The organism is Isoptericola halotolerans (assembly GCF_045689585.1).
In the GTDB taxonomy this organism is placed as follows: domain Bacteria; phylum Actinomycetota; class Actinomycetes; order Actinomycetales; family Cellulomonadaceae; genus Isoptericola; species Isoptericola halotolerans_B.
On record NZ_CP140108.1, the window covers coordinates 881227 to 907221 of the forward strand.

30 protein-coding genes are annotated in these 25995 nt (G+C 74.4%); 16 read left to right on the forward strand and 14 right to left on the reverse strand.

Annotation, left to right across the window (positions count from 1 at the left end; translation table 11 throughout):
- Window positions 1-41 precede the first annotated feature (41 nt).
- Both UQW22_RS04120 and UQW22_RS04125 read left to right on the forward strand, forming a co-directional pair.
- Window positions 42-815: a hypothetical protein gene (locus tag UQW22_RS04120; RefSeq protein ID WP_407319615.1), complete on the forward strand. Its 774-nt coding sequence runs from the start codon at window positions 42-44 to the stop codon at window positions 813-815.
- A complete protein-coding gene (locus UQW22_RS04125) occupies window positions 773-928 on the forward strand; it encodes a hypothetical protein (RefSeq protein WP_407319616.1) in 156 nt (51 codons plus the stop codon). The genes UQW22_RS04120 and UQW22_RS04125 overlap by 43 nt, the downstream gene beginning before the upstream one ends.
- An 11-nt stretch (window positions 929-939) precedes the next feature.
- On the opposite strand, the gene UQW22_RS04130 is transcribed toward UQW22_RS04125, so the two are convergent.
- The 6 genes from UQW22_RS04130 to UQW22_RS04155 form a co-directional block, all read right to left on the reverse strand.
- Complete coding sequence (locus UQW22_RS04130) at window positions 940-1362, reverse strand: hypothetical protein (protein WP_407319617.1); 423 nt, start codon at window positions 1360-1362, stop codon at window positions 940-942.
- Window positions 1363-1472: 110 nt separating this feature from the next.
- Window positions 1473-2231: a MerR family transcriptional regulator gene (locus UQW22_RS04135; protein ID WP_407319618.1), complete on the reverse strand. Its 759-nt coding sequence runs from the start codon at window positions 2229-2231 to the stop codon at window positions 1473-1475.
- A 28-nt stretch (window positions 2232-2259) separates the two neighbouring features.
- Window positions 2260-2745: an AI-2E family transporter gene (locus UQW22_RS04140; RefSeq protein ID WP_407319619.1), complete on the reverse strand. Its 486-nt coding sequence runs from the start codon at window positions 2743-2745 to the stop codon at window positions 2260-2262.
- A gap of 686 nt (window positions 2746-3431) precedes the next feature.
- Window positions 3432-3905, reverse strand: a complete 474-nt coding sequence (locus UQW22_RS04145) for a hypothetical protein (protein ID WP_407319620.1) — start codon at window positions 3903-3905, stop codon at window positions 3432-3434.
- 161 nt (window positions 3906-4066) lie between these two features.
- On the reverse strand, window positions 4067-4822 hold the full coding sequence (locus UQW22_RS04150; protein ID WP_407319621.1) for an SDR family NAD(P)-dependent oxidoreductase: 756 nt from the start codon (window positions 4820-4822) through the stop codon (window positions 4067-4069).
- A 240-nt stretch (window positions 4823-5062) separates the two neighbouring features.
- Window positions 5063-5947 (reverse strand): oxygenase MpaB family protein, encoded by an 885-nt coding sequence (locus tag UQW22_RS04155; protein ID WP_407319622.1) that lies wholly within the window; start codon window positions 5945-5947, stop codon window positions 5063-5065.
- An 85-nt stretch (window positions 5948-6032) separates the two neighbouring features.
- Between UQW22_RS04155 and UQW22_RS04160 the strand changes: the two genes are divergently transcribed.
- Window positions 6033-6686 carry a PepSY domain-containing protein gene (locus UQW22_RS04160; protein WP_407319623.1) on the forward strand — a complete coding sequence of 218 codons (654 nt, stop codon included), beginning with the start codon at window positions 6033-6035 and terminating at the stop codon, window positions 6684-6686.
- Window positions 6687-6729: 43 nt separating this feature from the next.
- On the opposite strand, the gene UQW22_RS04165 is transcribed toward UQW22_RS04160, so the two are convergent.
- From UQW22_RS04165 to UQW22_RS04180, 4 genes are all read right to left on the reverse strand, one after another.
- Window positions 6730-7635, reverse strand: coding sequence for a ribokinase (locus tag UQW22_RS04165; protein WP_407319624.1), 906 nt, complete (start codon window positions 7633-7635; stop codon window positions 6730-6732).
- A gap of 339 nt (window positions 7636-7974) precedes the next feature.
- Entirely contained in the window at window positions 7975-8247 is a 273-nt protein-coding gene (locus tag UQW22_RS04170; RefSeq protein WP_407319625.1) for a hypothetical protein, read from the reverse strand.
- A gap of 86 nt (window positions 8248-8333) precedes the next feature.
- Window positions 8334-9212 (reverse strand): alpha/beta fold hydrolase, encoded by an 879-nt coding sequence (locus tag UQW22_RS04175; protein WP_407319626.1) that lies wholly within the window; start codon window positions 9210-9212, stop codon window positions 8334-8336.
- Between the two features lie 35 nt (window positions 9213-9247).
- Window positions 9248-9736, reverse strand: a complete 489-nt coding sequence (locus tag UQW22_RS04180) for a hypothetical protein (RefSeq protein ID WP_407319627.1) — start codon at window positions 9734-9736, stop codon at window positions 9248-9250.
- A gap of 179 nt (window positions 9737-9915) precedes the next feature.
- Between UQW22_RS04180 and UQW22_RS04185 the strand changes: the two genes are divergently transcribed.
- The 5 genes from UQW22_RS04185 to UQW22_RS04205 all read left to right on the forward strand — a co-directional run bounded on the left by UQW22_RS04185 (window position 9916) and on the right by UQW22_RS04205 (window position 15113).
- Window positions 9916-10587 carry a hypothetical protein gene (locus UQW22_RS04185; protein ID WP_407319628.1) on the forward strand — a complete coding sequence of 224 codons (672 nt, stop codon included), beginning with the start codon at window positions 9916-9918 and terminating at the stop codon, window positions 10585-10587.
- 96 nt (window positions 10588-10683) lie between these two features.
- Entirely contained in the window at window positions 10684-11001 is a 318-nt protein-coding gene (locus UQW22_RS04190) for a hypothetical protein (RefSeq protein WP_407319629.1), read from the forward strand.
- Window positions 11001-13124 (forward strand): hypothetical protein, encoded by a 2124-nt coding sequence (locus UQW22_RS04195; protein WP_407319630.1) that lies wholly within the window; start codon window positions 11001-11003, stop codon window positions 13122-13124. Before UQW22_RS04190 ends, UQW22_RS04195 begins: the two co-directional genes overlap by 1 nt.
- Entirely contained in the window at window positions 13121-13990 is an 870-nt protein-coding gene (locus UQW22_RS04200; protein ID WP_407319631.1) for a hypothetical protein, read from the forward strand. Before UQW22_RS04195 ends, UQW22_RS04200 begins: the two co-directional genes overlap by 4 nt.
- Before the next feature lie 70 nt (window positions 13991-14060).
- Window positions 14061-15113: a DUF1080 domain-containing protein gene (locus UQW22_RS04205; protein WP_407319632.1), complete on the forward strand. Its 1053-nt coding sequence runs from the start codon at window positions 14061-14063 to the stop codon at window positions 15111-15113.
- Between the two features lie 408 nt (window positions 15114-15521).
- Here UQW22_RS04205 and UQW22_RS04210 read toward each other — a convergent pair whose 3' ends face one another.
- Window positions 15522-16979, reverse strand: a complete 1458-nt coding sequence (locus UQW22_RS04210; RefSeq protein ID WP_407319633.1) for a multicopper oxidase family protein — start codon at window positions 16977-16979, stop codon at window positions 15522-15524.
- Between the two features lie 80 nt (window positions 16980-17059).
- Window positions 17060-17473, reverse strand: coding sequence for a hypothetical protein (locus UQW22_RS04215; RefSeq protein ID WP_407319634.1), 414 nt, complete (start codon window positions 17471-17473; stop codon window positions 17060-17062).
- A 149-nt stretch (window positions 17474-17622) separates the two neighbouring features.
- Between UQW22_RS04215 and UQW22_RS04220 the strand changes: the two genes are divergently transcribed.
- The 5 genes from UQW22_RS04220 (at window position 17623) to UQW22_RS04240 (ending at window position 21828) form a co-directional block, all read left to right on the forward strand.
- Window positions 17623-18885: a sensor histidine kinase gene (locus UQW22_RS04220; protein ID WP_407319635.1), complete on the forward strand. Its 1263-nt coding sequence runs from the start codon at window positions 17623-17625 to the stop codon at window positions 18883-18885.
- A gap of 3 nt (window positions 18886-18888) precedes the next feature.
- Window positions 18889-19548, forward strand: a complete 660-nt coding sequence (locus UQW22_RS04225) for a response regulator (RefSeq protein ID WP_407319636.1) — start codon at window positions 18889-18891, stop codon at window positions 19546-19548.
- Window positions 19549-19579: 31 nt separating this feature from the next.
- Window positions 19580-20389 (forward strand): hypothetical protein, encoded by an 810-nt coding sequence (locus UQW22_RS04230; protein ID WP_407319637.1) that lies wholly within the window; start codon window positions 19580-19582, stop codon window positions 20387-20389.
- Between the two features lie 182 nt (window positions 20390-20571).
- Window positions 20572-21162: a ScbR family autoregulator-binding transcription factor gene (locus tag UQW22_RS04235; protein WP_407319638.1), complete on the forward strand. Its 591-nt coding sequence runs from the start codon at window positions 20572-20574 to the stop codon at window positions 21160-21162.
- Window positions 21163-21270: 108 nt separating this feature from the next.
- A complete protein-coding gene (locus UQW22_RS04240) occupies window positions 21271-21828 on the forward strand; it encodes an RNA polymerase sigma factor (RefSeq protein WP_407319639.1) in 558 nt (185 codons plus the stop codon).
- A 4-nt stretch (window positions 21829-21832) separates the two neighbouring features.
- On the opposite strand, the gene UQW22_RS04245 is transcribed toward UQW22_RS04240, so the two are convergent.
- A complete protein-coding gene (locus tag UQW22_RS04245; protein WP_407319640.1) occupies window positions 21833-22396 on the reverse strand; it encodes a hypothetical protein in 564 nt (187 codons plus the stop codon).
- A 227-nt stretch (window positions 22397-22623) separates the two neighbouring features.
- Here UQW22_RS04245 and UQW22_RS04250 point away from each other — a divergent pair, with 227 nt between their 5' ends.
- From UQW22_RS04250 to UQW22_RS04260, 3 genes are read left to right on the forward strand one after another with little or no spacing between them, the layout of a single operon-like run.
- Entirely contained in the window at window positions 22624-23007 is a 384-nt protein-coding gene (locus UQW22_RS04250) for an ArsR/SmtB family transcription factor (RefSeq protein ID WP_407319641.1), read from the forward strand.
- Complete coding sequence (locus UQW22_RS04255; protein WP_407319642.1) at window positions 23004-23684, forward strand: cation diffusion facilitator family transporter; 681 nt, start codon at window positions 23004-23006, stop codon at window positions 23682-23684. Before UQW22_RS04250 ends, UQW22_RS04255 begins: the two co-directional genes overlap by 4 nt.
- On the forward strand, window positions 23684-24595 hold the full coding sequence (locus UQW22_RS04260) for a cation diffusion facilitator family transporter (RefSeq protein WP_407319643.1): 912 nt from the start codon (window positions 23684-23686) through the stop codon (window positions 24593-24595). Before UQW22_RS04255 ends, UQW22_RS04260 begins: the two co-directional genes overlap by 1 nt.
- Before the next feature lie 368 nt (window positions 24596-24963).
- On the opposite strand, the gene UQW22_RS04265 is transcribed toward UQW22_RS04260, so the two are convergent.
- Window positions 24964-25971, reverse strand: coding sequence for a LacI family DNA-binding transcriptional regulator (locus tag UQW22_RS04265; protein ID WP_407319644.1), 1008 nt, complete (start codon window positions 25969-25971; stop codon window positions 24964-24966).
- Between the last annotated feature and the right edge of the window lie 24 nt (window positions 25972-25995).

A 25995-nucleotide genomic window follows, 5' to 3' on the forward strand; every position in this document is an offset into this window, starting at 1 on the left:
CAACCGGCCTCCCACCCCCGACGAGAGGACTCCCGACTGCCATGGCCAGCAACGCTCCCGAGGCCGATCCCGTCGCGTCCAGATGGTGGAGCCAGGTCACCTCGGTCGAGGTCGTGCACGACGACGGCCCGCGGCTCGCCGTGCACGTCCGGGAGCCGCAGCGGCTGGCCGTCCCCCAGCGGGGCCGGGACACGGCGCCCGAGGCGCGGTCGCGCATCGCGCAGCACGGTACGCCGCTGCTCGTCGACCTGACCTGCCTCGCGGCGTCGGAGGAGGAGCTCGTCGACGCGTTCGCCCGGTTCGGGGTCCGCACGACCGGGACGGGCGACGGCGCGGTGGAGACCCTGCACGCCGCCCGACCTGCCCGGCACACGGCCCGGAAGAAAGCCCTCGCCGTCGTCGGGTGGACGCTGCCCGTCGCGGGCGCCGTCGTGCTGACCGTCTTGCTGAGCATCCTCACGGCCGGAGGCTTCGACGGCGTCATCACCGGCGACAGCGCGTGGGAGCCGATGGTCGCGTCCCTGTGCCTGCTGGTCGTCGGCGCAGGGTGGCTGGCACACCTGTTCGGAACCATGCCGCACCATCACCTGCCGAGCGGCTCCGCCGTGTCCGTCGACGCCTCCGGCTTCCGGCGGCGAACCTCGGCGTCGACGTCGGACGGGTCCGCTGGGCCGAGGTCGTGGGGCTGCGTCCCGACGACGAGGACGGCGCCCGGCGCCTCGTGGTCCGGGTGCACCACCCACGGGATATCGCCCGAAGGGCCACGAACCCGTTGCGGGCGAGGTTCTACCGCAGCGCCGAGGGCGAGGCGCTGAAGCAGCACGAACGGTACGGGTCCCCGGTGGTGATCCACCTCGACCAGGTCGGCGACGCCGAGGCCCTCGTCGAGGCGTTCCGGCAGCGCAGCGGCCACACGGTGCCGACCTGACCTGACGAGCGTCAGAGCGGGTCGCGCCACCCGGGCAGCAGGCGTTCCAGCGCGACGTCGAGGTCGATGGAGTCGCCGTCCTTGCCGCCGGCGCCGAGCACCAGGGGCGGCCGCTTCGGCTCCGGCCGCACGCCGCGCACCCGGTCGAGCAGGGTCAGCGGCGCGGTGAGCACGTAGAAGTTCCCGTCGGTCGAGACCGCCGCGGTCCGGTCGGTGCGCAGGTACCACCCGCGCAGCACGGTCCGGGCCGTGCCGCGACCGCCGTACCCCTTGACCTGCAGCGGGCCAGGCTCGAGCCCGGCGTCCCGTGCGGCGCGGACGAACCGGTCCAGCATCTCCTCGGCGCGGTGGTGCTCGGCGTCCTGCCGGGCGGCCAGCCGGGCGGCGTGCTCCCGGGCGGCCTCGGTGCGCTGCGCGGCCCAGTTCTCGCTCATCGGGCCAGTGTGGCACCGGGCAGGCGGCGGCGTTCGGCAGTCCCTGTCCCGTTCGGCACCTCGAACGACCGAACGGAGCTGGAACTGCCGAACAACGCAGGCGGGTGCGCCTACAGCTCACGCTCGGCATAGGCCACCAGCGCGTCGCGGACGAACGTCGCGCCGTCGGTGCTCCCGTAGTTCGCGGCGAACCGCTCGTCCGCCACGTACATCTCGGCGAGGCCGACGACGTACTCCTTCGGCGGGCGTCCGGCGTCGGACCCGGGAGTGCCCGGGACGGAACCGAGCCACTCGACGTGGCGGGCGGCGAGCGCCTGCGCCTCGTCCGACGTCGGGTCGACACCTCGCCCGGCCGCCGCCGCCCAGGCGCCGTTGAGGTCCTCGAGGCGGGCCTTGAACTCGGCCTGCCCCTCGCTGCCCAGCCGGCGCCACCAGGCGTCGGACGTCGCGTAGGCGTCGGCCCCCCAGCGTTCGGTCACCTCGTCCCGGTACTGCGTGTGGTCGAATCCGTCGAGCATCTTCTCGGCCATGATCGGCCTCCTCTTCTCCAGTGCGGTCAGGGTCCGTTCCACCGAGTCGATCTGCCGGTCGATCCGGCCGCGCTCGTCGCGCAGCACGTCGAGGTGGCCGCGCAGGGCGGCGACCTCATCGGTCTGGGCGTCCAGGACGTCGGCGATCTCGGTCAGCCGGAGGCCGACCTCGCGCAGCAGCAGGATGCGCTGCAGACGACGGATCGCGCCGTCGTCGTAGTGGCGCAGCCCGCCGCTGCCCGTGCCCGACGGCGGCAGGAGACCGATCTGGTCGTAGTGACGCAGGGTGCGGCTCGAGACGCCGGCGAGGCGGGCGACGTCCTGGATGGAACGGGTCATGTCCACGACGATAGAGGTTGACGCCGCGTCAACCGCAAGGCCTCAGCCGTCGTCCTGGCGGGCTGCTCGGCACCAGCTCGTCCCCCGGCGGCGCGGTCGCGTTCCACTCCTTGACCGCCGCCCAGGCGACGGCCGCGATCGGGACCGCCAGCAGGGTGCCGACGATCCCGGCGAGGATCGTGCCGGCCGTCAGGGCCGACAGCACCGCCAGGGGGTGCAGCGACAGGACCTTGCCCATGACGAGCGGGGCCAGCAGGTCGCCCTCGAGCTGGTTCACGGCGACCACGATCGCGACGACGACGAGCGCCGCCACCGGCCCGTTCGTCACCAGGGCGACCAGTGCCACCAGGGCGCCGGCGACGACCGCACCGACCAGCGGGACGAAGGCGCCGAGGAACACGACCACCGCCAGCGGCAGCGCGAGCGGCACCCCGACGACGAGCAGCCCGATCCCGATGGCGACCGCGTCGACCGTCGCGACGATGGCGGTTCCCCGGAGGTACCCGCCGAGCACCTCGACCGAGCGGTCCCCGACCTGGACGGCCCGTCGCCGGGTCTCCGGGCCAGCAGCGTCAGGAAGAACGTGAAGATGCGCCGGCCGTCCTTGAGCAGGAAGAACAGCACGACCAGGCCGAGGAGCAGCCCGGCGACCGGCTCGACGGCGACGGTCGCACCGCGGATCGCACCGGACTGCACCCGGTCGCTGGTGAGCGCCTCCGTGGCCGACTGCCGGATCGACTCGAGCTGGTCGGGCCCGATGCCGAGCGGTCCGGTGACGATCTGCTCGAGCTCTTCCACACCCCGGCCCGCCTCCTCGACCAGCGTCGGCCACTCGTCGCCGAACTGGTTGCCGACCAGCCACAGCACCAGGGACAGGAGGACGAGCCCGCCGAGCAGCGTGGCCCAGGTCGCGAGCAGCAGGGGCCACCCCGGTCCTTGAGGAACCGCACCAGCGGGGCCAGGGCCGCGGCGAGGATCAGCGCGATGAGCAGCGGGATGACGAGCAGAGACAGCCGCGTCAGCGCGAAGACGACGCGGGCGACCAGCGCGAGGAGCAGCAGCACCTGCGCCGCTCGCGTCGCGGGACGGCCCAGCCGGTCGCCCCACAGGGCCGACACCGAGCGTTGACGTTCGGCCATCGGCCCAGGCTGGCACCCATCGTGCCCGTTCGCCCGCGGCGCGAGAGCCGTCGGGGCCGGGTCAGACCGGGACGGCGTCCCGAGGCAGCTGCCCCGCGTCGGCGGCACGCTGGAGCCAGCGGTCCGACGCCGCCCCGAAGGGCTCCGCCCGGGTCGTGACGTCGCGCTCGACGTCGCGCCACGCCTCCCAGGCCAGCTCCACCCACGCCCGGGGATAGGTCGGTGCGCGGTCGAGCAGGTCGTCGGCGTCGAGCAGCCGCACCGTGCCGTCGGGGTCCCGCTCGACGTCGACGTCCAGGTCGACGAAGGAGCTCACCGGCGCGGCGGCCACCACGGTGGTGGCGACGTCCACGCGGAGCGATCTGTCGGTGCGGAACCAGGCGACCCACGGGTCCGCCACGGGCAGCAGCAGGACCCCGCCGTCCTCCGGCACCGAGAACCAGTCGCCCCACACGTCGGCACCGAGCGTCTCGGTCCGCCACGTGCGGCGCACGCTCCCGCACGGCTTGCGCTTCTCGACCCGGACGGTCCCCATGGCGCCTCCCCACGACGTCGGCGACCCGGCGTCCGCATCCCTGCGGGCCGGGTCCACCGATCCTCGCGGGGCGGTGTGGCATCGACGCTTCGACCGGATGACGATCGCGCGACGCCTGGGTGAACGGGAGATGGCGGGGCGGGCTCGTGGACGCGCAGGCGTCAGACGGCGGTGTAGCCACCGTCCACGAGCCAGTACGCGCCCGTGACGAACGAGGCATCGCCGGAGAGCAGGAACCGCACCACGGTGGCGACCTCCTCGGGCTCGCCCAGCCGCCCGAGGACGTGCTTGCCCTCCAGGGCCTGCCGCGCCTCCGCGGGAAGACTGGACTCGACGAGCGGCGTCTCGATGTACCCGGGGCCGACGGCGTTGATGCGCAGGCCCTGCGGGCCGTACTCGGCCGCGGCGTTCTTGGTGATCCCCACGACGCCGTGCTTGGCCGCCGTGTAGGCACCGTTGTTGATCGCCGCGACGGTGCCGTGGATGGAAGCCATGTTGACGATCGCGCTCTCGGCGGCCCCCTGGGACAGCATCGCCGGGATCTGGGCGCGCATGCCGTAGAGGACGCCGTTGAGGTTGATGTCGATCACGCGGTCCCAGTCGTCCAGGTCCACCTCGCCCGCCGGCGCCTGCTGACCACCGATCCCGGCGTTGTTCACCGCCAGGTGCAGCCCGCCGAAGGTCTCCGTGGCGAACGCGACGACCTTCTCCGCGTCGCCCTTGCTCGCGGTGTCCTGCTGCACGGCCGCGGCCGACCCGCCGCGGGACTCGATCTCGTCCACCACGCGCTGGGCGGACTCGAGCTTGATGTCGGTGACGACCACCTTCGCCCCGGCCCGCGCCAGGTCCTTGCTGATCGCCTCGCCGATACCCGAGCCGCCGCCGGTCACCAGGGCCACCTTGCCGTCGAACATCATCTGCCATCCCTCCTTCGCACGGCGCCTCGGCGGGCAGGAGGACACGGCATCGGCCCGTCGTCGACATCGGCGGCGGACGGCGACGGCGCGGAGCGGCATGCCCGTCCGGGACGGATCGTCATCGGTCAGGAAGCCCCCGACCGGTGCTGACCACTTCACCGTAACCCTGCCGGCGGGCCGTCGCGGCGCGCACGGCCGCACCGCGACGCATCCCACATGGTGAGACGCGAGCGAGCCTGCTCAGGCGTTCTCGCCCCAGCGGTCCCGGCTCTCGGCCGGTCCCAGACCCCACCGGATCGCGCGCACGGCGAGCGATCCCGCGGGCCCACCGCAGGTGCGGTCGAACCAGCCACCGAGACCCAGCTCGTCACGCGCCCAGACCGGCAGGAGCGAGACCGCACCGGCGGCCAGCAACCGGTACGGCGGTCGGACCGGCCAGGGCAGCGGCGGCTCCCGCAGCAGGAACCGCGCGGTGTCGAGCGCTTCCGGGCCCGCCACCAGCTCCGGCCGGTACGCGTCCAGGACGTCCCGCAGCTCGGCCACCGTCTCCGGGACGACGACGGCGCCGAGCGCCCGGGCGACCCGCCCCGACTGGGCGACGTACTCGTCGGCCTCGGCCGGCGTCAGCGGGCGCTCGCCGTAGCGCTGGTGGGCCGCCAGGAACGAGTCCGCCTCGGCGACGTGCACCCAGGACAGCAGGTGCGGGTCGCTCGCGCGGTACGGGCGTCCGTCAGGAGCCTTGCCCCGCACGCGCTCGTGCACCGCCCGCACCCGGTCGATCATCGCCTGGGCGTCGTCGGCCGTGGCGAACGTCGTGGTGGCCAGGAACGTCGACGTCCGGGCCAGGCGGCCCCACGGGTCTCCCCGGTAGCCGGAGTGACCGGCGACCCCCGCCATCGCGAGCGGGTGCAGCGACTGCAGGAGCAAGGCTCGCAGGCCGCCGACGAACGTCGCGGTGTCGGCGTGCACCCGCCGGACCGGGCTTCCCGCAGCGAACCACCGCGGACCCGGCGTGAGGTGGATCCGGTCCCGAGCGGCATGACCGTCCGGGCCGGCGACCTTGAGGAAGAGCGCGTCGCCGACCCGCGCACGCAACCGCTCCAGCGGGTGCCCAGCCGTGGTCATGGGACCAGTATCCCGCCGAAGTGCCGGGACCGGCCGCACCTCAGACGGGTGTGCGTCGACGTCGCAAGACCGCCACGATGGCCCCATGACGCTCCGACGCACCCGGCCGGCCGGGATCGCCCTCGCCCTGATGCTCGGCCTCACGCTGACCGCCTGCTCGGACGACCCGCCGACGGCCGAGACCCCCGTCGACCCGGGGTCGGCCTCCGCGGACCCCACGGACGAGGCGGACGCCGCGACCGGTGACGCGGCCGGCGAGGACGACGACGGTGCCGACGGCGGTGCCGGCACGGACGACGGCGGCGGGTCCGACGCAGGGTCCGAAGCGCTCGGTGACCGCACGACGACCGCGCTCGCCGCCGTCGCGACCGCCGAGGCAGAGGTCGAGGGCGCCGCCTACGCGATCGGCGACGACGACGAGGGGTCGTCGTGGGAGGTCGACGTCGCACTGGGCGACGAGACCGTCGTGGCCTCCGTCGACGGCACCGGTGGGCAGGTCCTCGGCACCGAGACGGATGACCTGGACGACGACGACCGGGCGGCCCTCGACGCCGCGAGCGTCGGGCTGCCCGAGGCGATCCAGCGGGTCGTCGGCGAGTCCGGCGGCACGCTGGAGGACGCCGAGCTCGAGACGGACGGCGGAGTGGCTCACTGGAAGGTCTCCGTGCTCACGTCCGCCGGCGACGAGGAGGAGTACCTCGTCGACCTCATCGACGGTGCGGTGACCCCGGGCGGCTGACCGGGGCGGTGGCCGTCGTCGCCACCGCCCGACGCGGCGGACCTCAGCCCGGCAACGTGTCGGTCGCCGTCGGGAACGACGGCTGGGCGCCGTGCGCGGTCACGGAGAACGCCCCGACCCGTACCGCCGTGCGCACCGCGTCCACCAGCGGTTCGCCACCGGCGAGCCCCCAGGCCAGCGCACCGACGAACGCGTCACCAGCGCCCGTGGTGTCCACGGCGTCCACCGTCGGCGACGGCACGACGACCGGTCCGTCGTCGTCCCCGTCCAGGACCACGGCGCCGGCGCCGCCCAGGGTCATCACGACCGAGCGCGGCCCGAGGTCGCGCAGCCCGGCCACGACGGCGAAGGGCTCGCCCTCGGGGACGGGGCGCCCCGCCTCGGTGAGCAGCCGCCACGCCTCGCCCGCGTTGACCACCAGAGGGTCGGCGAGCGCCAGCGTCTCGCGGCCGACCGGCACGACGGGGGCGAGGTTGAGCAGCAGCCGGCCGGTCGCGGCGCGTGCGGCGGCGTCGGTCCCGGCCACGGGGATCTCGCCCTGCACGACGACGACGGCGGCGTCCGCGACGAGCTCGGCGTGACGTTCCACGGCGGCCGCGTCGACCGACCCGTTCGCCCCGGGGACGACGACGATGGCGTTCTCGCCGTCGTCGTCGACGCAGACGAGTGCGACGCCGGAGGGGCCGGGCACCGTCGCGACCGCGGCCAGGTCGACCCCCGCACGGCGCAGCCCGGGGAGCGCGGCGGCGGCGAACGCGTCCGTGCCGACCGCGCCGACGAGAGCGACGTCACCGCCGAGGCGGGCGGCGACCACGGCCTGGTTCGCGCCCTTGCCGCCGGGCAGCACGGTCATGCCGTCGGCCAGCACGGTCTCCCCGGGTGCGGGGTGCGCGGGGACGCGCGTGACGAGGTCGGCGTTGACGGAGCCGACGACCACGATCGCGGTCATGCCTCGGCCACCTCCTGTGGGTCTCGACGTCGGGGGACCCATGATCCCGCATCCGGTCCGGGTCGCGGGTCGCACCGCGCGGGTGCAGGGTGCACACGAACAGTCCGCGCAGGTTCGGAGTCCGTGATGATCCGTCTCCACGATCGGGTCGAGCGAGGCCGTCATGCTGGGCGGGCTGGCGATGAAGTGGCGCTGGCGTCGACGCCGTACCGACGCCGCTGCCCCAGGTGAGGTCGATCAACGTCTCCGGCCACAAGTACGGCCTGACCTCCCCGGCGTGGGGTTCGTGGGGTGGCGAGGGGCAGACGACCTGCCCGAGGACCTCGTCTTCCCCGTGAACTACCTGGGTGGCGACATGCCGACGTTCACCCTGAACTTCTCCCGCCGGGGAACCAGGTGATCGCGCAGTACGACAACTTCGTCCGGCTCGGGCGCGACGGCTACACCAAGATCGTGGAACAGCTGCGCGACACCGCCGTGCAGCTCACCGTTCACGGTCTTCCGCGTCTCCGACGAGCTGCGCCGCTTCGGCTGGCGGATGCCGGCGTCCACGATGCCCGCCGACGCCCAGGACGTCGCGGTGCTGCGCATCGTCGTCCGCGAGGCGTTCACGGCGGACCTCGCCGCCGCGCTCGTCGAGGACGTCCGCACGGTGATCGACCGGCTCCACGCCGAGCCACACGAGACACCCCGGGACGTCAGCAAGCGAGGACCTCGCGCAGCCGCGCCCAGAACGCCGCCGGGTCGTTGTCCGGGTTCCACTCCGTGCGTGCGAACCCGCCGTGGTCCCCGGGGAACACGACCGGGCGGGTGCCGAGCGCCTCGGCGAGCGCGGTGGCACCGCGGGTGGCGAGCGCACCGGGCGGAGAGGCCGCGCCGACGGCGGGCAGCACCCGCGGCCCGCCGTCGGACCGGCGCTCCCGCAGCACGTCCAGCGGGGGCTCCCACAGCGGCATCGTGGCCAGGGACCGGCCGAGCATGAGGTCGTCCCGGCGGCCGTCGTCCTCGGCCGGCAGGCCGAACTGCGCGGGGTCGGGGTCCGGCTGGGCCAGGAACTCCTCCGTGAGCGGCTCCGTCTGGAAGATCAGCCGCAGGAACTTCGCCATCGCCGGCCCGAACCCGGAGGCGTCGTAGGTCGCCACGATGTCCGCCTGGGCGCGGACGGCGACGTCCCGGTCCTCCAGCAGCGAGGTCAGCGGCGGCTCGTGGGAGACGAGGCACCGCACGTCCTCGGGGTGGGCCACCGCCCAGGCCAGCGCCGTGACGCCACCGCCGGAGGACCCGAGGACGTCGAACGGCCCCCGGTCCACCGCCCGGGCGACGGCGTGCAGGTCCGCCGCGTGGTCCTCGACGCCCACGCCGGCGGCGTCCTCGAAGGTGGACCGTGCGGTGCCACGCGGGTCGTAGGTGACCACCGCGCGGTCGCCGACCTCGGCGACGAGCTGGGCGAAGCCGTCCGCCTCCATCGGGTTGCCGAGCACGAACAGCGGCGGACAGCCGCCGTCACGCTCCGGCAGGTGGATGTCGTAGGTCAGGACGGCGCCTGGTACGTCCAGGCTGCGGGACTCGGTCGTCATGCCGGGTAGACGGGCGGGCGGCCCCGAACTCATCGCTACTCGTCGTCGGGCGAGCCTTCCCAGTCCTCGTCGTCGTCGATGGTGAAGGACCCGCCGAAGTGCACGGCGTCGGGGTCGACGCCGAGCCCCTCGGCGATCTGGCGGCGCATGTTCTCGGCCATGGTGACGCCCTTGGTGGTGTCACGCATCGAGCGGTAGGTGCCGGCGTCGACGCCGAACGTGGCCTGGGTCCACGCGTCGAACGCCGCCTCGTAGGCCGCGCTCGGCGCCTCGAGGACGTACTCGGCGATCTCCGTCAGGGGGAAGTGGCGTGTCCGGCCGGGGTTCTCGCCGTCCGGGGCGAGGGTGACGGCGAGCACGCCGTCGCCGACGTCGTGGCTCACCAGCTCGGGCGGCCGGAAGTACTCGCTCCGCACGTCGCCGCCGCGCTTGAGATGGACCACCAGGATCTCGTCGCTGACCGGTTCGTCCGTCGGGGTCTGCGGGTAGGTACGCGGCTCGGGCCGCATGGTGGTGTCGCTCATCAGTGTCGAGGATGCGCCTTCCTGGGCTCGTTGTCACGGTCGTTCTCCCGTGGCGCAACACGCCGCGGCCGACCACCTTTCCAGGTTTCCACAGGTCCGGTCCCCCGCACGACGGCGGTCGGGCGGTCCGCGCGACGGTGGCCGTCCGTCACCCGCCCGCCCGCCCCGTGGAGGATCCTGTGCCAGCACCCGCCGCACCGTCCGACCGACCCGTCCTGCCCCGCCACCGGTTCACCTCGCCCGAGCCCGTCGACCTGACCACCGCCTGGCAGCTCGAGGAGCACCGGGCCACGGCGGCGTCCGCGACCCACTTCTGGTGCGACGACCGGCACGGGTGGATGCGTCGCGCAGGGCTCGACGACGCCCTCGAACCGGTGCTCGTGCCGGACGCGCTGGGCGCGTCGTCGTTCTACCGTTTCGTCGACCTGGACGCCGGGGTCGCCGCCGACCTGATGCAGCGCCTGCCCGCCGACTACCTCGCCCGCGAGCGGCAGAACGACGGACCGACGATCGGCGCAGTGCTCGGTGCCGTCGTCGCGCACCCCGACCGTCTGCGCGCCCACGGCTACGTGGTGGGGCCCGGTCGGTGCGACGAGCGGATCACCGTCGAGGGGGTGCTGGTGCGGTGCGACCACGAGTTCGCCGTGGGCGGGCACCACAGCCCCGGGTGCCAGTGCGACGAGCTCTACCGGTTCGTGGTGGGGCTGGGCGTGGACGACGCCGCCGTCCCGCCCCACGAGGTCGTCCCCTGGTGGGGGTGGGGACTGCGCGACGGTCCCGGCGGTGGCTCCGGACCAGCGCCGGACGGCGGTGCCGACGCCGACCACTGGTACCGCCTGTGGTGGGACTGACCGGCACCGACTGCGGTCCTCCGGCGAGTGCGCTCGTCCACAGGCCTGTGGGCGACCGCACCGGTCGTGCCGGCCTCCCGGCTAGCGTCCGTGGACATGCCCCGACTCGACCTCGATCCCGCCGACCTCGCCGCGCTGGCGGCCCGCGCACGGGACGCCACGAGCCTGCTGTCCGGTGCCAGCGCGGAGCACGTCGGTGCTCCGCGCGCCGGGCACGCCGCGGGCGAGCCGGTGCTCGCCGAGTCGATCCGTGCGTTGCTCGACGCCTGGACCCCCGTGCACCGCACCCTCGTCGCGACCCTCGAGACGCACGCGGACCGGATGAGCCGGGCGGCCGCGACCTTCGAGGTGGCGGAGACGGTCACGGCGCAGGGACTGGCCGGCGCCGTCACGGGCGCGGACAGGGCTCGCTGATGCACGACGAGGAGTTCCTGCCGCTCAACGGGTCACCCGGTGAGCTCGACCAGCTGTCGTCGACGGCGGCCCGCGCTGCCTCGGCGCTGGTCGAGACCCGTGCGGGGCTCGCCAGGATCGAGCGCGCCCTGGAGGGGCACCGGTCCGCGGCGGTGGACGCGGCCCGGCAGCTCCTCGCGGAGCTCCGCGCCGAGGCCGAGCTGTGCGCCGACGTGCTCGACGCGTCATCGCGGGCGCTCGCCGGCCGCGCCCGCTCCCTCGGCGGTGAGCAGCAGGACGCGCGGGGGGCGATCACGGCCCGCGACGAGGCCCTCCTCCGCGCGGAGCGCGCCGCGGACGACGAGGCGACCGCCTGGCGCATCGTCGGCGACCCTCTCGATCCTCGGCACCCCGACGGTGTGCACCTCGTCTGGCTCGCTCGCGAGCGCGCGGAGCGGGCGAACGCCGACGTCACCGCCGCCGAGGCGCGGTGGCGCCGGGCCCGGGACGCGAAGGAGACCGCCTCACGACAGGCGGCGCCGCGGCTGGCGGGGCTCGCGCACGTCCGTGCCGTGCGCCTCGCGGCATCCGCCGGCACCGACCCGCAGACCTTCGCCGACTCCTGGCACCGCGGTCAGGAGCTGGCCGGGCTCGTCCGCCATGTCTCGCCGGACGGTCCCCGCGAGGCGCACGACGCCGCCCGGGCCGACCTCTTCGCCGCGCTCCGCGCCGCCGGCGACGACCCCGCCCTGTGGACCGCCTTCTGGGAAGGTGTCACACCGGCCGAGCTCTACGCCGCGATCCGGGTGACGCCCGTCGACGACGACGTCGAGACCGCCCTGCGCGACGGGCTCCGGTCCTGGGCGCGCAGCGCCTCGCCGACCGAGCTGGAGACGTTCGGCCACTCGCTGGTGGACGAGCTGCCGGACTCGTTCGTCGAGCTCGGCGACCGCGCGGACCTGGCCGCGGCCCTCCTGGCGCCGCCCCTGCCGGTCGCGCTGCACGCAGGTGCCGCCGACGCGCTGGTCGAACGTCGTCAGCAGACCGACGGCGTCGAGGCCGACCTGGTCGCCACGGGGCTGCTGACGGTCGCGATCGCCGACGGTCTGGCCGCCGACCCGGACGCGGCGCTGCAACAGCTGGCCCCGCGCGGCGGTGACGAGACCCTGGCACGAGCCCACGTCTGGTTCGGCACGACACCGACCGACGGCTGGCCGGACGGCGGAGCCGCGGTCACCGGCCTGCTCGCCGCCGCGGTCGGCGCGGGGACCCGGACCGACGACATCGACCGGCAGCGCCGGGCCGCGCTGCTCTCCTCGGCCGCGACCCAGGAGCTCGTCGCGCCGGACGGCCTGCTGGCCGGCCCCTACCCGGTCTCGGACGTGGCGAGCCGAAACGTCGCCGACGCCTACGCGCCGTACCTGGTCTCGGCCGGTGACGCCGTGCAGTGGCAGACGCACGGGACGGACCGGCCGGAGCCCGGCCTGCTGGGGACCCCCCAGCTCGCCGAGGGCACCGGGGAGCACGCCGAGCTCGTCCAACCGCACCTGGACGCCTTCGCGTTCCGGGACGTCATCGCCGCGACGTCGGCGACCGACGTCTCCGCGAGCGTCTGGCTGGACCGGGTCGACACGTACCTGGACGACGCCGTCGTCGAGGTGACGGCCGAGGGGCGCGGCAGCGCCGACGCCGAGGCGCTCGCCGAGGGTGCCACCCGCGACGGGGCGGCGGTCCTCGGAGCGGTCAGCTCGGGTCCGATCATGCTCGCCCGCGCCGAGCGCGACGCCGCGGAGGCGACCGCCACCTGGTTCACCTCCGGTCTGAGTCTCGCGACCACGCCCGCAAGGGCCGGCACCTCGCTCGCGGCGACGGGCGCGAGCGCACTGCTGCCTCCTCTGCTGCCCGACGGCGTCGCGGACGCTCGCGAGCAGGTGCTCGCGAGCGAACCGGACGTGCGGGAGTGGGTGACGGCGCGCTTCCACGAGGCGATCGGCGAACAGCTCACCGCGCAGGGTGTCCCCGACGACGAGGTCGAGCGCGCCACCGAACGGCTCGCGCCGGACTCCGACAACATGCAGGGCGTGTTCGACAGCACCTACGCCCTCAACGCCGACCTCCGACGCGAGCTGGGAGAGCTGACGTGAGCAGTCCGACGTTCCGACGGCCGCGCGGCGCGTGGCGGGGCGAGGTCGTCGTACCCGCCGCCACCGCGGCACTCTTCGCCCTCGTGCTCGGGGCGCTGACCTGGGGCGGAACCATCCAGCAGGCGCTGCGCGAACGATGGCATCCCGGCGACTGGGCCCTGACGGTGGCGGACCTGCCGTCGGGCGCCGAGGAGATCGCCGTCGACCCCGCCTGGATCGGGCCGTCCGCACCGCACGAGCCGGTCCCGCACCTGCTGCCCGGCCTGCACTACCTCGGCAGCCACTTCCTGACGCGCGGCCTGTCCCCGGACGGGGGTGCCGACGTCGTCACCGCCGTCTCCGGTGCGCGTCACGGGTCGGTGTCGGTCTACACCAGCGTCTTCACCCCGGACGCCCGGGACCCGGCGCCGCACCCCGTCGGCAAGATCTACGCCGGGTCGCTCACGGGCGACCACTGGCCGGCCCGGGTGCTGGACCACGCCGCGGCGGCCGGGGTCGAGCTGACCTCCCTGCGCCGGATCGGGGAGCACACCCGCGGTGACGGGGGCTGGCTGGCGCCTGGCTGGCAGGACTACGGCGAACGCGACCGGTCCACCGGCCAGAAGGGCTATGCCGGCTTCACCGCCCTGGAGACCGACCCGGAGACAGGTGCTCGGCAACGCGTCACCGTGGTGATGACGGCGGTCTCCGGGACCGTGGTCCTGCTCGCGACGCTCGCCCCGGACGATTCCGCCGTCCCCGCCGAGCTGCACGTCGACGCGCTGGTCGCCCAGGTCGCCGCCAAGGTCCGGGCGGATCCGCCGGACCGGTCCCACGGTCGGGGGAAGCGGCCGGTGCTCCGTGCGCGGGCGCCCCGGAGCACCTAGGGTGCGAAGCACGGTTGCTCGGGGCTCGTTCGCACTCCCGAGCGGTGCGCTCACCACGGAGGAGACAACGATGTCGATCGCCCACCCCACCCGCTCGACGGTCGCGCGGCTGTCCGTCACGGCCGCCGCCGTCCTCGCCACGTTCGGCCTGGCCGCCCCCGCCTGTGCGGCACCACCCACGGCGGACGACGACCCGACGTGCACCGCCCCGGACTCCCGGCCGACGGTCGTCTTCCTCGACGCCGACACCGGTGTCGAGAACGCGACGCTCGCCGGCGGCTGCACTCTCAACGACGTGCTCGACGACGAGCGCGCGTGGGAGAACCACGGACGGTTCGTGGCACACGTGACGCAGGTCAGCAAGGACCTCGTCGCCGACGGCGAGCTCTCGCGCACCGACGCCCGCACGCTCACCTCGGCCGCCGCGCGGTCCGAGGTCGGCACGGTCACCGGGTACGAGCCGCTGTTCGACGGGACGCAGGAGTCGTTCGCCGCCTGGGCTTACGCCGGCGACGGCGGGTTCGACCACGTCGACGACGGGTCGATCCGCAGCCGCGTGGGAGCCGACGGCGGCTTCGGGACGCTCTGGTACCCGCACGAGGAGTACACGGACTTCTCGCTCCGGCTGAAGTTCCGCGACGACGCCCCGGGCGACCTGCGCGGGAACAGCGGGGTGCAGGTGCGGTTCCCCGAGCTGTGGCGTCCGGTCGAGGGGTGCCCGACGACGTTCAACGGCAGCGAGACCGGCAACCTGTCGTGGATCGCGGTCAACTGCGGTCACGAGATCCAGATCAACGACTCACCCGAGACCGGGTCCAACGACCCCCGCAAGACCGGGTCGATCTATGGCTTCGCCGACCTGGACCTCGCTCAGGCCATGCCGACGCCGAAGGGCACGTGGAACGACCTCGAGATCCGCGTCGTCGGCCAGCACTACACGGTCCTCCGCAACGGCGTGGTCATCAACGAGTTCGAGAACGTGCCCGGGCTGCCGTTCCCCGGTCGGCCGAACGACCCGGACTCCAGCAGCCGTGGCCTGAGCGGGTACGTCGGGCTGCAGGCGCACGGCTCGGCGCCCGACGTCGTGTCCTTCCGCGACGTGCGGATCCGCTCGCTGTCCTGACAGGGCGCCCCCGCTGTGGGTGCACGACACGGCGCCACGGCGCCCGGGCCAGCGGCGTGTCGTGCACCCACAGCGAGCGGGTCGGGGTCAGTGGACGGCGAACCGCGCGTGCTGGTGCATGTCGTGCCACCCGTCGACGTGCAGCACCGACGCGCGCAGCGTCGCCTCGGCGTGGAAGCCGGCCTTGGTCGCTACGCGGTGCCAGTGCTGGACGGCCGGGTCGGCATAGACCTGGCGGACGGCCGGCGCGTCGCCGCTCCCACTGCCGGAGCCGTGCTCCGACGACGGGCACGTCGAGGTCGGGGCTGCACCGCGGCGGCGAGCGCCGCGAGGTCGAGGTCGGGGCTGCTCAGTCGGGGCACGCCGCGATGATGCCACCCAGCCCCAGCTCCCCGCTGTGGGTGGGGATCAGTGGCTGCCACGGACGGGACCGGGCCTCGCCTCGGACCCGGGTGCCACGACGAGGAACTGACCCATCATCCCCTCGTCCTCGTGGCGCAACATGTGGCAGTGGTACATGTACGGCACCGCCTCGTCGGTGTAGTCCTCGAACCGGAGGAGCAGCCGGTAGGTGCGTCGCGGCTCCAGATAGACGGTGTCCTTCAGCGCGGCGAGCTCGGGCGGCGGCGCGTCGCCGTCGATCGACAGGACGCGGAACTGCACGTCATGGACGTGGAAGCTGTGCGGCATCGGCACGGTGCTGCGCACCTCCCAGACCTCGGTGTCCCCGACGGTCGCGACCTCGTCGATGCGGCCCATGTCCATCCGCTCGCCGTTGATACGGCGTTCGTCGAGCTCGAAGGTGCGGGTCACGGTCGCCGCGGCCGGGTCGAGGGCGTCCGCCTCCGCGTGCCGCGACGGCTCCCACGCGGGCTCCGGGGACGGCGCGAGCTCGCCGGCGGCCCGGAGCTCGAGGACGTCGAACGCGTCGTTGCCGCCCATCGCGAACGGTGCGGCCACGCTCCCGAGGTCCGTGTCGGTGGAGGCCAGCCGGGTTGTCTCCCCCGGCTCCATCTCCACCACCACCTCGGCCCGCTCGCCGGGCGCGAGCCGCACGTGGTCGAGCTCCAGCGGCGCCTCCAGCAGACCGCCGTCGGTGGCGACGAGGTCGAACGGGCGATCCGGGAACCCGAAGGTGTAGCTCCGCGCGGTCGAGCCGTTGAGCAGCCGCAGCCGCACGCGCTCGGTCGTCACCTCCTGGTAGGCGCCCACGGTGCCGTTCGCCATGACCACGCTGCCGAGCGTGCCCGGCTCCCCGCCGTCGTCGGTCAGCTCGAGCTGCCCCTCGTCGTCGAACACCTTGTCCTGGACGATCACGGGGACGTCGTCGACGCCGTACTCGGACGGGAGGTCTGCCGCCCGGGTCGCGTCGTCGTCGAGGATGAACATCCCGGCCAGGCCGCGGTAGACGTGCTCCTCCGTCTCGCCGTGCGGGTGCGGGTGGTACCAGAGCGTGGCACCGGCCTGGTCGATCTCCCAGGTGGGGTGCCAGGTGCCGCCGGGTTCGATCTCCTGGTGCGGCCCGCCGTCCATCGCGGCCGGCAGGTGCATGCCGTGCCAGTGCACGCTGGTGGCCTCGCCCAGGTCGTTGGCGACGTCGACCGCGACCCGCTCGCCGCGTTCTGCCCGCAGCGTCGGGCCGAGGTGCGCCCCGTCGAAGCCCCAGGTCTCGGTCTCGCCGTCGATGGCCGGCGCGAACGACGTCGTCCCCTCCTGCGCGGTCAGCGAGAACGTGCGCACGCCGTCGACCACCTCGGACTCCGCGAGGGGCGGAATTGCGAGCCGCTGGTCGAACGCGACGTCGTCCACCGAAGTCACCGAGCCGGGGATCGCGCCGCACCCAGCGGCGAGAAGGACCGCTGCCACCACCCCGACGCTGTGGGTGCACGACACGCCGTGACCCCGGGCGACGTAGCGGCGTGTCGCGCACCCGCAGCGTCGTGCGGTCATCGGCCCGACCCGGCCAGTGCACGCTGGACCGCGAGCGCGAGCAGGCCGGCGACGAAGCCCCAGAAGGCGTCCATCGCGAGCGCCGGGACCACGGTCCACGGGGCGGCGCCGTCGCCGAGCATGCCCGGCCCGCCGAGGAGCATCGACGTCACGGTGGCGACGATCCCGAAGGCGACGCCGGTGAGGGTGAGGGTGAGCACGGGGCGGGCGACCCGGCCGAAACCGACCACGCCGATCCACACCACCGCGGTGATCCCGATGATGGCGAACGCGCGCCCCGGCCCCGAGCCGACGCCGAGGAGCCCGGTGAGCGGCCAGAGGAGGGCCATCGCGGCGAGACCGGCGACGAGGGGCCATCGGACGCCCTCGGTCGGCCGCGTGGAGTGCTGGGAAGGGTGCTGTGCTGTCATGCGTCCTACGCTCCCGGGCACACCCGCCCGCCCACATCGGCCCGGGAGCGTCACCTGGTGTCGCCCCGGGGCGACACCTCACCCTGAGAACCCCTGAGCAGCCCCGGGGGGAAGGGCGAGCCGTGCCCCGCCGACCTACGCTGGGGCTCGTGCCCAGGATCGCCCGCGCAGTCGACGACGACGCCGGTGCGCGTGCCACCGCGCCGTCGCCGTGGGTGCCGGACGTCGTGCTGGCGCTCGCGACGGCGCTGGTGATCGCCGTCGTCGTCGCGGCCGACGGCGCCGGGTCGCCGGCGCGCGGCGCAGCAGTGGGCGGGCTCGACGAGCACGGGCCGGTCGCGTACCTCTTCGCCGCCGGGTTCGGTGCGCTGGTCCTGCTCCGCCGTCGTGCCCCGGTGCTGATGCTGGTGGCGACGGTCCTGGCCGTCTTCGCCTACTACGCGCTCGGCTTCGCCCCGATCGGCATGGCGCTGCCCGCGGTCGCGGCCCTCTACGCCGCCGCCGGGCAGGGTCGCACCCGTTGGGCGGTCGGCGCGGGCGCCGTCCTCATCGTCGTGGCGACGTTCTTCCGCGTGACGGACGACGACGACCCGTCGGCCGCGCTGACGGTCTACGACCTGGTCACCAACGTGGCGCTCGTCGCGGCCGCCGTCGCCCTGGGGGTCGCGGTGCGGCTGACCGGCGAGGCCCGGGCGCACACGGAGGAGGTCCGTGCCCTGACGGCGGCCGAGCAGGCTCGGGCTGCCGACCAGCGGTTGCAGCACGAGCGGATGCGCATCGCCCGCGACCTGCACGACGTCGTCGGGCACAACCTGTCCGTCGTCGCCCTGCACACCGGCGTCGCCACGGAGGCCGTGGGGCGCGACGACGACGCCGTCCGCACGGCGCTGCGTCACGTCCGCGACGCGACGTCGGGCACCCTGCACGAGCTGCGCGCAACGGTGCGGGTGCTGCGCCGACCGCTGCACCACACCGACGTGCCCGCTCCGACGGCGCAGGTCACGCACCGTGACACGCTGCCCGCGGCGACCGGGCCGGCGGGTCTGGCCGCGCTGGTCGAACCGGTGCGGGCCAGCGGGGTCCGGGTCTCGACCCGGGTCGACGTCCCGGCGGGCTCGATCGACGCGACGGTCGACGCCGCGGCCTACCGGATCGTCCAGGAGTCGCTGACGAACGTGCTCCGTCACTCGGGCGCACGGTCCGCGCTCGTGCGGCTCGCCGTCGCGGACGGACGGTTGCGCCTCACCGTGTCCGACGACGGCACGGGGGCGGGTGCGCGGGCGGCGGCCGGCGCGGGGATCGCCGGGATGGCCGAGCGGGCGGTGCTGCTGGGCGGGTCGTTGCGGGCCACGGACACGCCGGACGGCGGCTTCCGCGTCGTCGCGGACCTCCCGGCGCGGCTGGAGGACTGACGCGTGATCCGCCTCGCGCTGGTCGACGACCAGGAGCTCGTCCGTGCCGGACTGCGCCCGCTCGCCGAGCGCGACGGTGACATCGAGGTGGTGGGCGAGGCCGCGGACGGACGGGACGGGCTCGCCCTGGTCCGGCGGACCGTGCCCGACGTCGTGCTCATGGACGTGCGCATGCCTCGCATGGACGGGATCGAGGCGACCCGGGGGATCGTCGCCGACCCGGCGCTGCGGGGCGTGCGGGTCCTCGTGCTGACCACCTTCGACGAGGACGAGCACGTCTTCGCGGCGATCCGGGCGGGAGCCGCCGGGTACCTGCTCAAGGACGTCGCGCCGGCGGACCTGCGGGCGGCGGTCCGCACCGTCGCCGCCGGGGACTCCCTGCTCTCGCCCGCGGTGACCGCGAGAGTCATGCGCGCCGTGGTGGCCGGCCCGCCGCCGTCGGCCACCTCCCCGCTCGACGCGCTGTCCGACCGTGAGCGCGAGGTGCTCGCCGCCGTCGGCCGCGGGCTGACGAACGCGGAGATCGCCGCCGAGCTCTACCTCTCCCCCGCGACCGCGCGGACGTACGTGAGCCGGTTGCTGGCCCGACTGGAGGCGCGTGACCGGGCCGCGCTGGTCGTGCTGGCCTACGAGTCGGGACTGGTGCGGCCGGGGTCGGCGTGAACCGATCCGCTCGTGCCGGACATTCCGGAGCATGGGGATCTTGAGCGCGGCGGGTGGGGCCGAACCGGGACCGGTGCGGGTGGGGAGCCCGTCGGCGGCCGGCACGGATGCCTGGCACCTGGGCGTGCGTGTCACCGCACGTGCCGGACTCCCGACCGGCGAGCCCGTCCCGCTCCTGGTGGGCCTGGAGCTGGTGCGGCACGTGGGTGTGACACTGGCCCGGGAGTGCCTGGGCGTGCCCCTTGACCATCACCTGAGCATGCGGCGGATCGGGTTCCGGTGGACGGGCCGACCACCGGCGCTGCCGGAAGGCGGGACGCTCGGCGCGACGGCGTTCGCCAGGGTGCACTCCCGGCGCGTCCGGCGCGGGACCACGACGGCCTTCGACGCGTCGGTCACCGTGCGGGCGGGATCCCGGGAGATCGCGCACGGCAGCGGCTCGGTCCAGTGCATCGACCCGCTGACGTACCCCCTCGTGCGCGGCAGCGCACCGCCGGCGGGGTCCGCCCCCGTCCGGCACGACGAGTCGCCGGTCAGCGTCCTGCAGCAGGACGGCGACCGGCTGCTCGGCCGGATCGGGTGGGAGTCGGACGACCCGTGGCAGGTCGACCCCACGCTCGACCGGCTCTCGGGGCACACGCTCGTGGCGACGGCGCTGCGCGCCGCGGACCTGCTCCGTCCAGGACGCCCCGCGGTCGGCGTCTCGATGGGGATCGACCGGTTCGTGGAGTACACGCCCCGCCCGGAGGTCTACGCGACGGCAGCCACCGATGCGGTCGAGGTCTCGGTGCTGCAGAACAGGGCGGTCGTCGCCCGCGGCGAGGTGCGTCTCGGGCATTGACTGACCTTCTGTCGGGTCAGTGAAAGAGGATTGTCGCGTCAATCGCCCGAAGAATTCCGCGCACACATTCCCCTATCCCTCCGCGCGCCCGGACGACCCGCCATTCCGATCGCGCTACCGTCCAGTGAGGAACGCCGCGATACCAGGCGTTCCGGCACCGGCCGGCAGCGAAGGAATCATCGGTGGCCGCAACATCACGACAACGACAGAAGGCAGCGACCCGAGCGGCGATCCTGCACACCGCCGCCGAGGAGTTCGACGCCAACGGCTATTCCGCGACCTCTGTCGCGCACATCGCCGACCGCCTCGGACTGACCAAAGGGTCCGTGTACTTCCACTTCCCGTCGAAGGCCGAGCTCGCCGCCGAGGTCGTCCGCTCCGGGTCGTCCGCCTGGGAACCGATCGTCCGCGCGATCGACGACGACGGCCTGACCGGCCTCGACGCCCTCGAACGCCTCTCGGCGGAGGCGGCCCGACGGTTCCGGGACGACGTCGCCCTGCGCGCCGCCGCACGCCTGACCGCCCAGGGTGCGGCGGAGGGTCTGCCCGACCCCTTCGCGAGCTGGATCGGCGTCGTCCGCCGCTGCCTCGACCGCGCGGTGGGGGCGGGCGAGGTGCGGACCGACATCGACGTCGACTCGCTCGCCTGGCACCTGGTCGCGACGTTCCTGGGGATGCAGGAGCTCGCCCGGCGGCTCCCCGATCCCGGCGACCTCGTCGACCGGCTGGAACGCCTCTGGCCCTCGCTCCTGGACGGGCTCCGCCCGCGCTGACCACCGATTGACCTACCCGAAGGTCAGCGACCGCCTTGCGCTCCGTCGCCCTCCGCTGCAGGCTGAGGGTGCACGGGGTCGCGAGGAGCCGTCGACGGGAGGTCCGCCATGCGTTCCGAGGCGACGGATCCTGAGCTGTGGGCGCGGGTGCGCACCGACGACGAGCAGGCGTTCGCCGCACTGTTCGGCCGCTACCACCGCCGCGTCCTGCGCTGGGTGACCGCTCAGCTGCGGGGCGTCGCGAGCGCGGACCCGACGGCCGTCGTCGGGGACGTCTTCCACACCTTCTGGCGCCGGCGGCGGGCCGTGCACGTCGAGACCACCGCCTGGCCCTGGCTCCGCGCCGTGGCCACCCGGCTCTGCGCGAACGAGCGCCGGCGCTGCCTGCGCCAGGACCGCCTGCTGCACCGCACCGCGGCCACCGCGGCGCCCGAGACGCTGATCGCCCCCGACCACGCCGCGTCCGTCGCGGACCGGATCGCGCTCGGCGACGCCCTCGCGCTGCTCGGCCCGCTCGAGCGCCAGGTCGCGCGGCTCGCCCTGGTCGACGACCTGCCCGACGCCGAGGTCGCGCTGCGCCTGCACGTGCCGGTGGGCACCGTGAAGTCACGGCTGCACCGCGCCCGCCGCGAGCTGCGCCGTCACCTCCAGCGCCCGCCCGACTGACGGGTCAGGCCGGCGGCTCGATGACGATGTCGGCGCCCAGGTCGTAGAAGATCTGGGTCGACGTGGCGCTGGTCCCCCAGACGGACGACGTGCCGCTGTTGCCGACCGGGGTGACGTCGTCGGCGAACCACAGGGTCCACTCCTCGACCGAGACGTCACCGAGGTCGTAGCCCTCGTCGAGCACCACCGCCCACGCCTCGACGTCGTCACCGCTCGGCAGGGTGAGGAGCTCCCGCTCGCCCTGCACGGTCCAGGTGGAGTCCGGTGCGACGACCTCGAACAGCGCCTCCGGGCTCGACAGCACGGCGTACAGCGGCCCCATCACCTCGTCCGGCTGCCATCCGGCGCCGCCGTCGAACCAGGAGTCCTCGCCGACCACGCGGAGGCGTCCGGTGGCGTCGCCGTGCAGCACCACGTCGAAGGAGCGCACGTCCTCGGTGTAGACGAACTCGACGTCACCGGTGGTGGTGCCGTCGTCCATGTACTCGCGACCCGAGCCCCAGGCCTGGAACAGCGCTGCCAGGCACGTCGACAGCTCGGAGCCCGTGTACTGCCGGTCCTCGACCATGCGTACGTCGTCGCTGCGGGATCGGCCGGACTCTCCGACCGCGCGGGCTCGGCCAGGTCGGCGGGGGATTCGCAGGCCGTCAGGCAGAGCGCCGCCGCGACGGCGACGGCGAGCGCGGCGAGAGGGCGAGGCGCGGGCACCCGCCGGCGATAGCGGGTGCGTGCCGCAGGCGCACCGGAACTGGTACACGTTTCCCTGAATACAGTGCATTGTGTACTGTTACGCCCATGGACCCGGTGACGCTCACCCACACGGCCGCCCTCGCCCGGCTCGGCCACGCGCTCGGCGACCCCACCCGAGCGCGCATCCTGCTGGCCCTGCGCGACGCGCCCGCCTACCCCGCCGACCTCGCCGACGCCCTCGGCGTCTCCCGTCAGGTCATGTCCAACCAGCTCGCCTGCCTGCGCGGCTGCGGGCTCGTGACCGCCCACCGTGACGGGCGCCGGACCGAGTACCGGCTCTGCGACCCGCACCTGGGTCACGCCCTCGGCGACCTCCTGCGCCTCACCCTGATCGTCGAGCCCGACTGCTGCGGGCCCGACTGCACCTGCGCGACCGGCCCCGCGACGGGCGCCCAGGGCGAGGGCGCGGCGGGCGAGGTCGCGGCATGAGCCCCGCCGCCGACGCCGCCACGACCACCACCGCGCTCACCCGGCGCGGGCTGCGCCTGGCCCGCCTGACCATCGGCTACAACGTGGTCGAGGGCGTCGTCGCGATCGGTGCCGGCATCGCCGCCGGGCTGGTCTCCGTCATCGGGTTCGGCATCGACTCGGGCATCGAGACCGCCGCCGCCGTGCTCGTGGCGATGCGCCTGGCAGCGCGCCTCCGGCGCGGCACCACACCCGGCCAGGCCGGGCCCGATCCCACCGAGACCGACCCGGCCGAGCTCCGCCGCGAGCACCGCACCCTGCGTGCCGTCGCCGCCACGTTCTTCCTGCTCGCCGCGTGGGTCACCGTCGAGGGCGTCCGCGCGCTCGTCTCCGGGGCCGTGCCGGAGACCTCGCCCGTCGCCCTCGGGGTGCTGATCGCCTCGCTCGTCGTCATGCCGGTGCTCGCCGCCGCGAAGTACCGGGTCGGCCGGGCGCTCGGCGACCCGCTCGTCCTCGCGGACGCCGCCGAGACGCGGGTCTGCGTCTGGTTGTCGGTGGCGACGCTCGCCGGCCTGCTCGCCTTCTGGTGGACGGGCCAGGCGTGGATCGACCCCGTCGCCGGGTTCGTCGTCGCGGCGTTCGCCGTGCACGAGGGGCTCGAGGCCTGGGAGGGCGAGCTCGTCGAGGACCACGACTGATGGGCGCAGGTCACAGCCACGCGCCACCCGACGGTGGTCACCGGGGCCGCCTCGCGGTCGCCTTCGGCATCACGGCCACGATCGTCGTCGCGCAGGTGGTGGGCGCCGTCCTGACCGGCAGCCTCGCCCTGCTGGTCGACACCGCACACCTGCTCGTCGACGCGGGCGGGCTCGGCCTCGCACTCTTCGCGGCGCACGTCGCGCTGCGGCCGCCGACGGCGCGGCGCACCTGGGGCTACCGGCGTGCGGAGGCGCTGGCCGCGCTCGCCCAGGCGGCCGTGCTGCTCGCCGTCGGCGTCTTCGTGCTCGTCGAGGCGGTGCGGCGGCTGCAGGAGCCCCCCGAGATCCCGGGCGGCGAGCTGGTCGTCTTCGGCGTCATCGGGCTCGTCGGCAACGTGGCCGCGCTGGCCGTGCTGGCCTCGCGCCGGACCGCGAACCTCAACCTGCGCGCCGCCTTCCTGGAGGTGCTCAACGACGCCCTCGGTTCCCTGGCCGTCATCGTCGCCGCCGTCATCATCACCACGACCGGCTGGCAGTACGCCGACACCGTGGCGGCGCTCGTGATCGGTGCGCTCATCGTGCCGCGGGCCGTGCGGCTGCTGCGCGAGACCGGGGCCGTGCTGCTGGAGTCCACCCCGGCAGGTCTCGACCTCGACGAGGTGCGGACGCACCTGCTGCGGGTCGACCACGTCCGCGAGATCCACGACGTGCACGCCTCGCTCATCGCGACGGGTCTGCCCCAGCTCTCCGCCCACGTGGTCGTGGACACGGGGTGCTTCCAGGACGGGCACGCAGGGCGCATCCTCGACGAGCTGCAGGACTGCGTCGCCGAGCACTTCGGGGTGGAGCACACCACGTTCCAGGTGGAGCCGTACACGCACCCGGACCACGAGCACCCCACCCACGCGTGAGGCGGAGGCGCGGCGCAGGGTGGGGCCGCAGCGCAGCAAGGCGTCCGCCCGCAGCCAAGCCGCAGACTCACGCGTGCGAAGACACGCGTGAGGCGGAGGCGCGGCGCAGGGTGGGGCCGCAGCGCAGCAAGGCGTCCGCCCGCAGCCAAGCCGCAGACTCACGCGTGCGAAGACACGCGTGAGGCGGAGGCGCGGCGCAGGGTGGGGCCGCAGCGCAGCAAGGCGTCCGCCCGCAGCCAAGCCGCAGACTCACGCGTGCGAAGACACGCGTGAGGCGGAGGCGCGGCGCAGGGTGGGGCCGCAGCGCAGCAAGGCGTCCGCCCGCAGCCAAGCCGCAGACTCACGCGTGTCTTCGCGCGCGTAGAGCGTCAGGGCGCGGACCCGCGCACCACGAGCTCCGGAGGGAAGACGACGTCCCTCGGCTCGCGGCCGGGCTCGCTGATCTCGTCCAGCAGCAGCCGGGCGGCCGCACGTCCCATCTCGGCGATCGGCTGCCGCACAGTGGTCAGCGGGACGGCCGCTCGCGCGGCGAACGGGATGTCGTCGTACCCGACCACGGCGACGTCCTCGGGCACCCGCACGACACCCGCCACCAGCGCGTTGACCAGGCCGATGGCGTGCAGGTCGTTCCCGGCGAACACCGCGTCGGGGCGCTCCGCCGGGTCGAGCCCGGCGAGCCACCGACCCATCTCCTCGCCGTCGACGAGGTCCAGGTCGGCCGAACGGGCCACCTCGAGCCGGACGCCGTCGATGCCGGAGACCACCTCACGGCAGCCCTCCAGCCGCCGCGCGACCTGCCGGACACCCTCGGGGCCGCCGGCGAAGAGCAACCGGGTGCGCCCCGCGGTGACGAGGTGCTCGGCGGCGATCCGCCCGCCCTCGCGGTGGTCCAGCGACACCGAGGAGAGCCGGCCGTCCGGGTCCTCGTGGTCCACCAGCACGACCGGGGTACCGCGGTCGCGGCGCTGGCGCAGCGGCTCGAGCTCGTCGTCCGACGGCGCCACGACGACCCCGTCGAAGCGGAGCTGCTCGAACAGGGTCAGGAACTTCTCCTGGCGGTCGGCCGACTCGTGCGAGGACCCGACCACGACCGACAGCGCCGCGTCCTCGGCGACCTGCTCCACCGCCGTCGCGATCCCCGCGAAGAAAGGGTTCGAGGCGTTGACGACGCTGAGCCCCACGATCCCGCTGCGCTGCCGGCGCAGCTGACGCGCGGGCATGTTCGGCACGAACCCCAGCTCGGTCACCGACGTGTGGACGCGGGTCTTGGTGCGGTCCGAGAGCTTGTCCGGCCAGTTGAAGTAGTTCGAGACCGTCGCCGCCGACACCCCGGCGTGTCGCGCGACGTCGTGGATCGTCACCGTCGCCTCAGGCATGGCTCATCACGCGGTGAGATTATC

Bases quoted from the DNA above. Each gene is read 5' to 3' on its own strand.
- UQW22_RS04120 (WP_407319615.1), top strand. From the start codon at position 42: ATGGCCAGCAACGCTCCCGAGGCCGATCCCGTCGCGTCCAGATGGTGG.
- UQW22_RS04130 (WP_407319617.1), bottom strand. From the start codon at position 1,362: ATGAGCGAGAACTGGGCCGCGCAGCGCACCGAGGCCGCCCGGGAGCAC.
- UQW22_RS04135 (WP_407319618.1), bottom strand. From the start codon at position 2,231: ATGACCCGTTCCATCCAGGACGTCGCCCGCCTCGCCGGCGTCTCGAGC.
- UQW22_RS04145 (WP_407319620.1), bottom strand. From the start codon at position 3,905: ATGGGGACCGTCCGGGTCGAGAAGCGCAAGCCGTGCGGGAGCGTGCGC.
- UQW22_RS04150 (WP_407319621.1), bottom strand. From the start codon at position 4,822: ATGATGTTCGACGGCAAGGTGGCCCTGGTGACCGGCGGCGGCTCGGGT.
- UQW22_RS04155 (WP_407319622.1), bottom strand. From the start codon at position 5,947: ATGACCACGGCTGGGCACCCGCTGGAGCGGTTGCGTGCGCGGGTCGGC.
- UQW22_RS04160 (WP_407319623.1), top strand. From the start codon at position 6,033: ATGACGCTCCGACGCACCCGGCCGGCCGGGATCGCCCTCGCCCTGATG.
- UQW22_RS04165 (WP_407319624.1), bottom strand. From the start codon at position 7,635: ATGACCGCGATCGTGGTCGTCGGCTCCGTCAACGCCGACCTCGTCACG.
- UQW22_RS04175 (WP_407319626.1), bottom strand. From the start codon at position 9,212: ATGACGACCGAGTCCCGCAGCCTGGACGTACCAGGCGCCGTCCTGACC.
- UQW22_RS04180 (WP_407319627.1), bottom strand. From the start codon at position 9,736: ATGAGCGACACCACCATGCGGCCCGAGCCGCGTACCTACCCGCAGACC.
- UQW22_RS04190 (WP_407319629.1), top strand. From the start codon at position 10,684: ATGCCCCGACTCGACCTCGATCCCGCCGACCTCGCCGCGCTGGCGGCC.
- UQW22_RS04195 (WP_407319630.1), top strand. From the start codon at position 11,001: ATGCACGACGAGGAGTTCCTGCCGCTCAACGGGTCACCCGGTGAGCTC.
- UQW22_RS04205 (WP_407319632.1), top strand. From the start codon at position 14,061: ATGTCGATCGCCCACCCCACCCGCTCGACGGTCGCGCGGCTGTCCGTC.
- UQW22_RS04215 (WP_407319634.1), bottom strand. From the start codon at position 17,473: ATGACAGCACAGCACCCTTCCCAGCACTCCACGCGGCCGACCGAGGGC.
- UQW22_RS04230 (WP_407319637.1), top strand. From the start codon at position 19,580: ATGGGGATCTTGAGCGCGGCGGGTGGGGCCGAACCGGGACCGGTGCGG.
- UQW22_RS04240 (WP_407319639.1), top strand. From the start codon at position 21,271: ATGCGTTCCGAGGCGACGGATCCTGAGCTGTGGGCGCGGGTGCGCACC.
- UQW22_RS04245 (WP_407319640.1), bottom strand. From the start codon at position 22,396: ATGGTCGAGGACCGGCAGTACACGGGCTCCGAGCTGTCGACGTGCCTG.
- UQW22_RS04250 (WP_407319641.1), top strand. From the start codon at position 22,624: ATGGACCCGGTGACGCTCACCCACACGGCCGCCCTCGCCCGGCTCGGC.
- UQW22_RS04255 (WP_407319642.1), top strand. From the start codon at position 23,004: ATGAGCCCCGCCGCCGACGCCGCCACGACCACCACCGCGCTCACCCGG.
- UQW22_RS04260 (WP_407319643.1), top strand. From the start codon at position 23,684: ATGGGCGCAGGTCACAGCCACGCGCCACCCGACGGTGGTCACCGGGGC.
- UQW22_RS04265 (WP_407319644.1), bottom strand. From the start codon at position 25,971: ATGCCTGAGGCGACGGTGACGATCCACGACGTCGCGCGACACGCCGGG.